The sequence below is a fragment of the Nocardiopsis halophila DSM 44494 genome, assembly GCF_000341245.1.
GTDB classification, from domain to species: Bacteria; Actinomycetota; Actinomycetes; order Streptosporangiales; family Streptosporangiaceae; genus Nocardiopsis_A; species Nocardiopsis_A halophila.
This window is the reverse complement of the sequence record NZ_ANAD01000185.1, coordinates 16,971-28,208: the sequence shown is the minus strand read 5'-3', so window position 1 is coordinate 28,208 and position 11,238 is coordinate 16,971. Positions and strand designations below refer to the sequence as shown.

At 74.4% G+C, this 11,238-nt stretch carries 6 protein-coding genes and 2 pseudogenes; 2 read left to right on the top strand and 6 right to left on the bottom strand.

The features are described 5' to 3' along the window. Positions 1-820: 820 nt before the first annotated feature. Entirely contained in the window at positions 821-2,863 is a 2,043-nt protein-coding gene (locus D450_RS0121330) for a hypothetical protein (protein WP_017540681.1), read from the bottom strand. Positions 2,864-3,084: 221 nt separating this feature from the next. Continuing rightward, complete coding sequence (locus tag D450_RS0121325) at positions 3,085-3,495, bottom strand: SseB family protein (RefSeq protein WP_017540680.1); 411 nt, start codon at positions 3,493-3,495, stop codon at positions 3,085-3,087. Positions 3,496-3,839: 344 nt separating this feature from the next. Between D450_RS0121325 and D450_RS30845 the strand changes: the two are divergent. Then, positions 3,840-4,740, top strand: a pseudogene (locus D450_RS30845) (SGNH/GDSL hydrolase family protein). Between the two features lie 615 nt (positions 4,741-5,355). Here the strand turns inward: D450_RS30845 and fabF are convergent. The 4 genes from fabF to D450_RS0121300 form a co-directional block, all read right to left on the bottom strand. Beyond that, positions 5,356-6,594: a beta-ketoacyl-ACP synthase II gene (gene fabF, locus D450_RS0121315; protein WP_017540678.1), complete on the bottom strand. Its 1,239-nt coding sequence runs from the start codon at positions 6,592-6,594 to the stop codon at positions 5,356-5,358. A 109-nt stretch (positions 6,595-6,703) separates the two neighbouring features. Then, the gene (locus tag D450_RS0121310) at positions 6,704-6,943 is read right to left on the bottom strand and encodes an acyl carrier protein (protein WP_017540677.1); all 240 of its coding nucleotides are present in this window, start codon (positions 6,941-6,943) and stop codon (positions 6,704-6,706) included. Between the two features lie 98 nt (positions 6,944-7,041). Then, positions 7,042-8,013 (bottom strand): beta-ketoacyl-ACP synthase III, encoded by a 972-nt coding sequence (locus D450_RS0121305; RefSeq protein ID WP_017540676.1) that lies wholly within the window; start codon positions 8,011-8,013, stop codon positions 7,042-7,044. Beyond that, complete coding sequence (locus D450_RS0121300) at positions 8,010-8,894, bottom strand: ACP S-malonyltransferase (protein WP_017540675.1); 885 nt, start codon at positions 8,892-8,894, stop codon at positions 8,010-8,012. Before D450_RS0121300 ends, D450_RS0121305 begins: the two co-directional genes overlap by 4 nt. 232 nt (positions 8,895-9,126) lie before the next feature. Between D450_RS0121300 and D450_RS30840 the strand changes: the two are divergent. Further along, a pseudogene (locus D450_RS30840) lies at positions 9,127-10,424 on the top strand (PucR family transcriptional regulator). The last annotated feature ends 814 nt before the right edge of the window (positions 10,425-11,238 follow it).

Sequence of the window (11,238 nt, the reverse complement as noted above, 5' to 3'; positions counted from 1 at the left end):
ATCCCGGCCAGACCAGAACCGGATTCGGTACCCGAAACCCCCACTATCGGCGCTTCGGCCCCGTTTGCGGCGCCCTCGATCACGCCGGGTAGCCGGGGGCGGGCCGACACCGGAGCGAGGACCGGCGCGGGCGGGCACCTCGCCCCTCCTCCGGCGCCGCACTCCCCTCGACGGGCGGACGAACAGGGCATTACGGGCGCGACAGCGCCGAATCCCGTTCTGGTCTGGCCGGGATCGCACCCGGAGGCCGCCTCGGGGTGTCGATCAGCGCGCTTCCGCCCTCCCGACCCCGATGACGGTTCGTATTCTCCCAGGTCAGAAGGGTGTCTCTGATTACAGGGGCACCCGCCGCGGGCGCGGGCGGGCGGCGCCAGGCACGAGCGCGCTCCCGCCCGGGCCACCAGCGGTCCGGCGGCCGACCGCTGGCACTGGGGAACCGCCCCGCTTCGTCGTCGCCGCCATCTACCTTGCGCCCCGGCGGACCGTCACCCGGCCGGCAAGCCGGAGCGGGGCACCGGCTGCGCCGTCGCCGCCGCTGTTCTTGGCACCCCGACGGCCTGCCGCCCGGAAGGCAGCCGTGAGCGGGGTACCTGCCGTGCCGTCGCCGCCGCTGTTCCCGGATCGCGAGAGACCTGGCGGCCGACCGCCAGGGCCGGGGAACCGCCCCGCGGGCATCGGGCCCCGCCAGGCGTGCATCCCTGTCGTCCTCCGGGGCACCCTCCGGGTCGGTGTCCGGGTCGGTGTCCGTGCACCCTCCGGCTCGGTGCTCGGACGGTGCACGGTTGCGACTCCTTCGGGGCGAGAGGGTTCTCCGCCCGGCTCAGTGCGGGGTGGCCATGCTCTGGCGCAGTTCCTCGGCGATGTCGTCGTCGCCGCGTTCGGTGAGCATGTCCAGCAGGGTGCGCGGGTCCGGATCGGGGTTCTCCTCTTCGGTGATCCGGCGGGCGATGATGCGCAGGGCCTCCTCCGTCGGGGCCGGAGCCGTGTAGCCGATCAGGTGCAGCGCCCTGCCCGTGGGGCCGTGCCCGCCCAGGTCGGCGGCGGGCAGCCGGCGGGCGTCCAGGCGGTCGCCGTCCACGGTGATGAACACCCGGTCGCCCGGCTGGGCCGACAGCCGCCGCAGCAGCGGGCGCAGCGAGTCGAAGGCGGGCTGGTCGCGCCAGACCAGCACCAGCAGGTCCGCCCCCGGCGCGGTCAGGCACAGCAGCCGGCCCGGCTGCAGCCCCAGGTGGGTGGCGTACCCCGGGGGCACGGTCACCGGGGCGCCGTTGAGGTGGTCGGCCCCGATGTCCACCCGGTGCCACCACCGGCCGTCGGGCGCGTGGAAGCACCGCGGCGAGGTGGCCACCCCCGGCGGCGCGGGCGCGGACGGCGGCGCGGCCACCGGCCCCTCGTGCGGCGGCGGGACCGCGCCCGCCTCGTGCGCGGCGCCCGGACGCCGCCGGATCGGCAGCCCGCCCGCGGTGGTCGAGCCGTCGTCCTCCGACAGCTCCGGCCGCCCCCCGAAGGCGGGCGCCGGGGCGGGGCCCTCGGGCGGCAGCGACGGGTCGATCAGCACCCGCCCGTCGCGGACCTCGATCCCCGGCGTGCTCTGCAGCCACGCGCGCAGCGACCGGCGGCGGATGCCGATCCGGTCCAGCCGCGCCGCCGCGTCGTCCAGGGTGGGGGCGTCGCCCAGCATCTCCCGGGTCTGCCAGCGCATCCGCTGCGGGTCGTCGGCCACCAGCCAGCCGTTGTGCAGGCGCCGGTCGGTGAAGAAGGTGATGAGCACCCGCCACAGCGGCGCCTTCAGCGAGGGCACGGTGACCGGGTGGTCGGGGTGGGCCCCGATCAGGGTGTCGATGGTGGTGGCCGCGCCCAGCTCGTCCGACAGCTCGCGCAGGTGCCGGGTGACCGGCTCGCCGCCGGGGGAGGAGAGCCACTGCAGCAGCCGCTCCTCCACGCTCCGCTGGGCGTTGCGGATGTCCCCGACGTCGGCGCCGGTCTGGTCGGCGAGCAGCCGGATGCTGATCGGGTCGGCGGCGAAGAGCCGCTCGGCGGCGACCGTGCGCTCCAGCGGGCTCCACCCGCGCAGGAACTCCTCCAGCAGGTCCACCATCGGGTGGGTGCCCAGATCCGGGGCCGGGCCGCGGTCCCCTTCGGGGGCCTCGCCGCCGGGCGCGCGCTCCTGCTCCCGGGCGTGCTGGTTGCGCAGCGCGCGCAGGGTCCGGATGGCGCGGGTGGCGGGGCTCTGCGGGACGTCGGCGCCCCCCGGGGGCGGCTCCGACACGGACGGCGGCGGCCCCTCGTCCAGGTCGGCGCCGGTGGCCGCGGACAGGTAGCCCAGGGCGCGGCGCACCCGGTCCGGGGCGTTCTCCGGCAGCCAGTGGGCGACCGTGCGCACCGCCTCGATCATCAGGGCGGGGGAGGGCAGCGGACCGATGCGCGCCTCCTCGCCGCAGAACGGGCGCAGCGCCTGCCAGGCGGCCGACCCGATCACCTCGACCGGGCCGCAGTCGGCGGGGAAGGACCAGGCGGCCACACAGGAGGGGGCCGACCCCACCAGCGTGGCCCAGTCCCCGGCCGTGGCCAGGACGGCGCCGCGGACGGGCTCGGCGACCCCGTCCATGTCCACCGGCAGGGCGCGCAGCACCGGCAGGAAGTCGCCGATGGGGATGTGGTCCCAGTACTCGGACATGAGCAGCGCCAGGTTGTGCGCCAGCCAGGCGGGGCCGGCGATCTCCAGCACCCGAGGCAGCGGCAGCGAGCGCCACCAGCCGTCGACCAGGCGGCTGTGCTTGAGGTAGGGCGCGAGGTCCTCGGGCCGGCTCCAGCGCAGCGCCGGTGCCAGGTCGGTCAGGCAGATCGGGGAGATGGCGTTCATCCGCGGTGGACCTCGACCTCCAGGGGTACGGCGCATGGACTCGGGCGGCCGCCGGGACCGGGAGGGGGCGACCGCTGTTCCACTTTATGCGCCCTTGCCGGATTCGGTGCCCGCTGTCCTGCGACGGCCCGGGGCGGCGGGGACACGGGCGCCCAGCGCGCCCCGCCGGTGATCGTACGACGGCGGGGCGCGGAAGGGTAGGGCGCACCCGGGGCGCGGGGTCACTCCCCGGCGAGTCCGGCGACCGTCTCCGGGGCCAGCGGCACGCTCGGGCCGTTGCCGGGGTTGACCGCCAGGCCGACCCCCTCCGGCAGCACCGAGGCCAGGTCGCGCACGGGCAGCACCGCGCAGGGGACCTCCGAGCTGCGCTCGTCGTACTGCTCCTGGGAGGTGAACACCGGCACGTACACCTGGCCCTGGAGCTCCAGTGAGGGCAGCGCGATGGTGCCGTCCTGCTGGGTGCCCGACCCCTCGGGGACGGGGACCCACAGGCTGCCCTGGGCCATGGCGGCGAGGAAGGCCTCGGCGGCCCCTTCGTCGGCGCCTTCGGTGCTCAGAGCCCGGTCCAGGGCCTCCTCGACCGCGTTGGCGGGGAAGGAGGCTGCCGCTTCTGCGCTGTCACTGCTGGTCATGGGGTGTGGACCCGTTCTCTTCTCGGGATCGCCGCGGGGCGGGTGCCAGGTCACGGCGAAGGTCGCTTGCCGGTCTCGGTCAGGCGTCGCCCCGGCCCCGCGTCGGTGGTCGGCGGTATGCTTGTCGGGCACGCCGTACCCCTGCCTTTCTCCTTTGACACGTGCTCGTCGGTGTTGCGAGAGGCACACGTGGCGGTCCTCCTCACCGCGTGCTCCCTACCGGATCCCGACGCGGCGTGCCGCGCGTCAACGCCCGACCGGCATGATAGGTGGAAGTGACTGACCTGCAGATGAATCCCCCTGATGGAGAGCGGGCGAAGGGGCCGGCGCTCATCCGCTCGTACATGGCCATCGGCGACAGCCTGACCGAGGGCCTGGAGGACGTCGCACCCGACGGGGGCTACCGCGGGTTCGCCGACCGCCTGGCCGAACACCTGTCCGCGGACGAGCCCGGCTTCCGGTACGCCAACCTGGCGGTGCGCGGACGCCGGATGCGGCACATCGTCGGCGAGCAGCTGGACCAGGTGCTGGAGCACCGCCCCGACCTGGTGACCGTGCACGCGGGCGGCAACGACGTGCTGCGCCCGGGGACCGACCTGGACGACCTGGCCGCGCAGCTGGAGGCCGCCGTGCGGAGCATGCGCACGGCCGGGGTCCGCGTCGTGCTGCTCTCCGGGCACGACACCGGATGGGTGCCCGTGCTGCGCATCTACCGCGGGCGCATCGCGGTGTTCAGCATGCACCTGCGCGCCATCGCCGAGCGCACCGGCTGCGACATCGTCGACCTGTGGTCGATGGAGGCGCTGAACGACCCCCGCGCCTGGAACGAGGACCGGCTGCACTTCAACGGCGACGGCCACCGGATCGTGGCGGCCCGGATCGCCGAGCTCCTGGGGCGGCCGATGGGGCCGCGCGAGCTGTGGGCGCACCCGTGGGAGACCCCCCGGCNGGCCCCGCCGCGAGCACAGGCGGTGGGCCCGCGAGTACCTGGTGCCCTGGGTGGGGCGCCGGGTGATGGGGCGCTCCTCCGGCGACGGGCGTGAGCCCAAACGGCCGGAGCTGACCCCGTTCCAGCCCCCGCCCTGGGCCGAGCGCGCCCCCGGGGCGCCGGCGAACGGGGGGCGGCCCGAGGGCGTGCAGGCGGCCGGAGGAACCAAGCGGATCAACGGCACGGCACGCGTCCCCGGCACGCCCCCGAAGAACGACGCCCCCCGGACAGAGGACTCCGAGGCCACCGAAACCTGACCAGAGGGCGCCGGAGGGCGGCTTGGGTTTGTTCGTGAGAGCGGACAGCGTTTGTCGATGAGTTCCGGCAGCGCCTCCATCCGTCGCAGGGTCGTGTCGATGACTCCTGACAGCACTGCGTGCGACGGGGCGCACCTTGCCCTTCCTCGATAGTCGCCCCCACCGCCGCCTGCGAAGCCGCAGGTCAAGGTGGAGCGCCCGCAGCGAAGCGAGGACGAACGGCCTTGAGGTGCGGCGGCGGCAGCACTCGGCGACGAGGAAGGCGCTGGCGTTGTCGGAACTCATCAACACGACCACGCTGCAGAGGGTCTTGAGCGCCTCCGGAACTCATCGATAAGTGCTGCTACTTCTCATCGACATAGCCAGCGGCTGCCCGGACGGCCGGAGCGGCTGCCCACGGTCGCCGCCGCGCCCGACCACCGGGGGCGTGTTCCGCGTGCATGCCCGAACGGGGGTCGGCCTTCGGCCCCCTCCCTTGCGGCCCCATGGGCCGGACACGCGAAAAGGGCCCGCCGATCGTCTGATCGGCGGGCCCTGTGCGTCCTGCGTGCCCTGGGCGTCCTGTGCTCCGCGTCGGCGCATGTGCCGGGCGAAGCGCCCCGGCCGCCGACCGGATCAGGCCCGGCGGAAGGCGACGGCGACGTTGTGGCCGCCGAAGCCGAAGGACTCGTTGATCGCGCCCACCGCGTCGGCGGGCAGGTCGCGGGCCTTGTCGCGGACGATGTCCACGACCACGCCCGGGTCCAGCTCGTCGATGTTGATCGTCGGAGGCATGCGCCCCTCGTGCAGGGCCAGCACGGTGGCGATGGCCTCGACCGCGCCGGCGCCGCCCAGCAGGTGGCCGGTCATCGACTTGGTGGAGGTGACCGCCACCCGGTCGGCGGCGGCGTCGCCCAGCGCGCGGCGGATCGCCAGCGTCTCGCCCACGTCGCCGGTGGGCGTGGAGGTGGCGTGCGCGTTGATGTGCGCCACGTCGCCGGGGCGCATGTCCGCGTCCTCCAGCGCCATGGTGATGGCCCGCGCCTGCCCTTCGCCCTCGGGCTCGGGGGCGACGATGTCGTGGGCGTCGTCGGAGTACCCGGCGCCCGCGGCCACCGCGTACACCCGGGCGCCGCGGCGGGCGGCGTGCTCGGCCGACTCCAGCACCACGATGCCCGCGCCCTCGCCCATGACGAAGCCGTCCCGGCCGGTGTCCCAGGGGCGCGAGGCCGCCCGCGGATCGTCGTTGCGCGTGGACAGCGCCCGCATGGAGGCGAAGGAGGCGATGTTGAGCGGGTGGATCGCGGCCTCGGTGCCGCCCGCGATGACCATGTCGGCGCGGCCGGAGCGGATCATCCCGATCGCGTCGGCGATCGCCTCGCTGCTGGAGGCGCAGGCGCTGACCGGGGCGTGCGCGCCGGCGCGGGCGGTGAACTCCAGCGCCACCGCCGCCGAGGGGCTGTTGGGCATGAGCATCGGCACCGTGAACGGCGAGACGCGCTTCCAGCCCTTCTCGCGGAAGATGTCGTACTGCTCGAGGATGGTCAGGATGCCGCCGATGCCGGAGGAGACCACCGTGCCCAGGCGGATCGGGTCCACCTCCGGGGCGCCGGCGTCCTGCCAGGCCTCCTGGGCGGCGATCAGCGCGAACTGCTGGGTGCGGTCCAGCCGGCGCAGCCGCTGCCGGGGCAGCTTCTCCGAGGGGTCCACCGCGGCGCGCCCGGCGATGCGGGCGGGCAGCTCCTGGGCCCAGTCCTCGGTGATCTCGGTGATGCCGGACCGACCTTCGAGGAGGGCGGACCAGGTCGACGAGACGTCACCGCCCAGCGGGGTGGTGGCGCCCAGGCCCGTGACGACGACTTCGGTGCTGTTCATCGGCCTTTCGCCCTTCGCGTCATGGTAGGTCGTACCCGGCGGCGCGCCGGGGCAAGGGGGGAGGGTGCTCCGGCGGCGGCGCGGTGGCGCCGCCGCCGGAGAAGGGGCGCTACTTCTGGATGAAGTTGATCACGTCCTGGACCGTCTTGAGGTCCTTGAGCTGGTCGTCGGGGATCTCGACGCCGAACTTGTCCTGGGCCGCGACCGCGATCTCGACCATGGACAGCGAGTCGATGTCGAGGTCGTCGACGAAGCTCTTCTCCGGCGTGACCTCGGCGGCGGGGACTCCGGCGATCTCGTCGACGATCTCGCCGAGGCCGGCCAGGATCTCCTGCTCGGTGTGCGCCATGTTGCGGTATCTCCTTCTCGGTGCGCCCCGGAGTCCCGGGGCCGTGTTCGTCGCCGTAGCGGCCCGGCCGTGCGCGGACGGACCGCGACGGCGGGCACTTAGGGGATGCGCAGGACCTGCGCCGCGTAGGTCAGTCCGGCGCCGAATCCCAGGGTGAGCACGGTGCTCCCCGACGGCAGCTCGCCGCGTCCGCCCATGCGCGCGATGGCCAGCGGGATGGACGCGGACGAGGTGTTGCCAGCGGAGACGATATCGCGGGCGATGAGCGCCTGCGGCGCCCCCAGCTTGCGCGCGATGGCCTCCACGATGCGCAGGTTGGCCTGGTGCGGAACGAACGCGGTGAGCTCGGAGGGCTCCACCCCGGCCCGCTCCAGGGCCTCCAGCGCCACCTTGTGCAGTTCGGTGGTGGTCCAGCGGAAGACCGCCTGGCCCTCCTGGTACAGGTAGCGGTTCTCCCGCAGGTAGATCTTGTCGGCCCGCTCGCCCGAGCTGCCCCAGACCACCGGGCCCACGCCGTTGTCCTCGGCGGGGGCGGCGCCCACCACCGCGGCGCCGGCGCCGTCGGCGAAGATCACGCAGGTGGACCGGTCGTCCCAGTCGACCCAGTCCGAGAGCTTCTCCGAACCGACCACCAGCACGTTGCGGGCCGAGCCGCCGCGCACCGCGTCGGCGGCCAGCCCGGTGGCGTAGCAGAACCCGGCGCAGGCGGCGTTGACGTCGAAGGCGCCCGGCGCGGAGATCCCCAGCCGCGCCGCGACGGTGGCCGCGGCGTTGGGGATCTGGTCGTGCTGGGTGCAGGTGGCCACGATGACCAGGTCGATGTCGTCGGGGGAGAGCCCGCCGGCCGCCAGCGCCTTGCCGCCGGCCGCGACGGCCATGGACTCCACCGAGTCGGAGTCGTCGGCGATGCGGCGCTCCTCGATCCCGACGCGGCTGCGGATCCACTCGTCGCTGGTCTCGACCCGCCGGGCGAGGTCGTCGTTGGTGACGACGTTGGCGGGCTGGTACTCGCCGAAGGCGAGGACCCGTGCGCCCCCGAGGGAACGGGGGACGGGCAGGGCGGTGCTCATCGGGATCGGCCTTCCGAAGCGGCGGTGGTGCCGGCGTGCTCCGCGACCAGTTCCCGGGCCCGGTCGAGGTCGTCCGGCGTCTTGACGGCCAGGGTCTCGACCCCGCGCAGGGCCCGCTTGGCCAGGCCCGTCAGGGTTCCGGCGGGCGGCAGTTCGATGAGCGCGCTCACCCCGAGGTCGGCCAGGGTGGCGGTGCAGGCGTCCCAGCGCACCGGGGAGCTGATCTGGGAGACCAGCAGGTCGAGGTAGTCGCGGCCGGATGCGACGACGGAGCCGTCGCGGTTGGTCAGCAGGCGGGTGCGCGGGTCGGCGGGCGCCGCGCCGCGGGCCGCCTCCTGTACGCGCTGCACCGCGGGGGCCATGTGCTCGGTGTGGAAGGCCCCGGCGACCGACAGCGGGCGCAGCCGGGCGCGGGCCGGGGGGTTCTCGGCGAACGCGGCGAGCTGCTCGGCGGTGCCGGCGGCGACGATCTGCCCCGACCCGTTGTCGTTGGCGGCGGTCAGCCCGGCCGCGGCGAGGGCGGCCAGCACCTCGTCCCGGTCGCCGCCCAGCACGGCGGTCATCCCGGTGTCGGCGGCGGCGGAGGCCTCGGCCATGCCGCGGCCCCGCTCGGCCACCAGGGAGAGGGCCTCCTCCGGGGTCAGCACCCCGGTGATCCCGGCGGCGGTGAACTCGCCCACGCTGTGCCCGGCGACGGCGTCGGCCGTGTCGGCGGCGGTCGCCAGGTCGCCGAAGAGCGACGTCGCGGCGGCCAGCCCGGCGCTCACCAGCAGGGGCTGGGCGACCGCGGTGTCGCGGATCTCCTCGGCGTCGGCGGTGGTGCCGTAGCGCACCAGGTCCAGCCCGGCGACCTTGGACCAGGCCTCGAAGCGCTCGGCCATGCCGGGCGCTTCGAGCCAGGGGGAGAGGAAGCCGGGGACCTGGGCGCCTTGGCCCGGAGCAACGATTACAAGCACGACATCAACCTTGCCCTGTAGGACATCACCATCTGGATGAGGACAACGACGAAGTTTACGAGACGGCGTTTGTGAATAGTCCACAAACTCCCGGGTCAGGCGTGCGCTGGCGGGACAGGCGCGGCGGGGATGCCACTCTGGAGGGGTGAGCACCGAGATGAACGACCGCGACCGCGAGGCGGAGGGCGCCGACGGCAGCAACGGCACCGATGGCACGGACGGCCCCGACGGTACCGACCGCACCGACGGCACCGGCACCGCCGACGGCGGCGCCGCGGTCCGCGCCGAGACCGTCAAGCGGCTGGAGAAGGCGATGGGCGCCCTGGGCACCGCCGCCGTGGCGCGCATGGAGAGCCGCCTGTCGTGGTTCCGCCGCATGTCGGCCGAGGACCGGTCCTGGGTGGGCCTGGTCGCCCAGTCGGGGGTGGCCGCCTTCGTCGACTGGTTCAAGAACCCCGCCCGGGGGCGCCCCGCCATCACGGTGGAGGTGTTCGGCACCGCCCCGCGCGAGCTGACCCGCTCGGTCTCCCTGCAGCAGACCGTGGACATGATCCGGGTGGTCATCGACGTGGTGGAGAACCAGGTCGAGGAGCTGGCCGCGCCCGGCGGCGAGCAGCAGCTGCGGGAGGCGGTGCTGCGCTACACCCGGGAGGTGGCGTTCAGCTCGGCCAAGGTCTACGCCCGCGCCGCCGAGGCGCGCGGGGCCTGGGACGCCCGGCTGGAGGCGCTCATCGTCGACGCGCTGCTGCACGGCGACCGCGACGAGGGGCTGCAGACCTGGGGGTCGGCGCTGAGCTGGTCGCGCACCCCGGTGGTGGCGGTCGCCGGGGCGGCCGGGGACGACGGCCGGGGGGTCATGGAGGACCTGCGCGGGGCGGCCCGGCGGGCCGGGCACGACGTGCTGGCCGGCCAGCAGGGCGACCGCGTGGTGCTGGTGCTGGGCGTGGGCGCCAAGCTCGCGGCCCGGGAGGCCGAGGGCGAGCTGNGGCCGCGGCGGAGCCGCTGGCGGGGCTGTTCGCCCCGGGGCCGGTGGTGGTGGGGCCCCCGGTGGCCGAGCTGAGGGGCGCGGGCACGTCGGTGGCGGCCGCGGTCAACGGGCTCCGGGCCTCCGTGGCCTGGCCGGACGCGCCGCGCCCGGTGCTCGCCGAGGACCTGCTGCCCGAGCGTGCGCTGGACGGCGACCGGGCCGCCCGCAAGCAGCTGGTGGAGGAGATCTACGAGCCGCTGTGCAAGGCGGGGTCTCCGCTGCTGGACACGCTGTCGGTGTATCTGGAGCACGCCTCCTCCCTGGAGGCGACGGCCCGGATGCTCTTCGTGCACCCGAACACCGTGCGGTACCGGCTGAGCCGGATCTCCGAGCTGACCGGGCACATGCCGGCCGACGGGCGGGGGTCGTTCATCCTGCGGGTCGCGGTCACCCTGGGCCGCCTTACCGAGGGCGCCGCACAGCGTTGAGCGTCTTTACCTCCTCACCTCTTCTATGAGTGCTGACGGGGCGCTGCGAACGGCTCGTTCCGTGGAGAGAGGCAGGAGCGCCTGCGGCTCCCAGAGGCCGCTCGGATGCCGCTGGAGCGCGGAGCCTCCCGAACGGTGTCCGGCTGCCGGTGTGGTGTCGTTTCCCCCCCGTTCCGAATGGCGGTCGGGTCCTCCTGCGCACATCGATAGTGGCGGAACCACCACTATCGGCGCTCTGGAGTGGTGGAACTTTCGACCGCGTCCTTGTGAGCGGTGCGACCGCTGCGGCGCGATCGGCGACCCCGCCCCGGGTGCGCACCCCCTCTTCCCCGAGATCAACGGGGGTGTCGATGCGGGCGGCCGGGGCCCGGAGAGTTCCACCACGCCAGCGGACACGACCTCGCAATCCCGGCAGCACGAGCGAATCGGGGGACGCGCCCCTCTGGAGAGGCCGCACGTGTGCAACGGCCCTTGCCTCTGCGCAGGGCCGTCTTCGACACCCGACGGTCACGTCCGCTGGAGCGGTGGAGTTTCCGTCCGGCCGGATCAGCGCCATCGTCACGGCTCTTAGTCGGGCCCGAGTCGCCTTCGCAGCCCCTACCGGCGCTCCGCCCACCGGCGACGGCCACGGCCGCCGAAGGTTCCACCGCTCCAGCGGACGCCGTCCTCCTGCGGATGTGGTCTGTGCCGGAATTCTTTTCGGATGTGGTGTTCGCCGCTGATTCAAGGGAGGGGCGGATCACTTTCGCGCGGAGGCTGCAAGGCCCCGCCTCTGCCCCTTTAGGGCGGATCCACGCTGGGCCGGGCTGCGGAA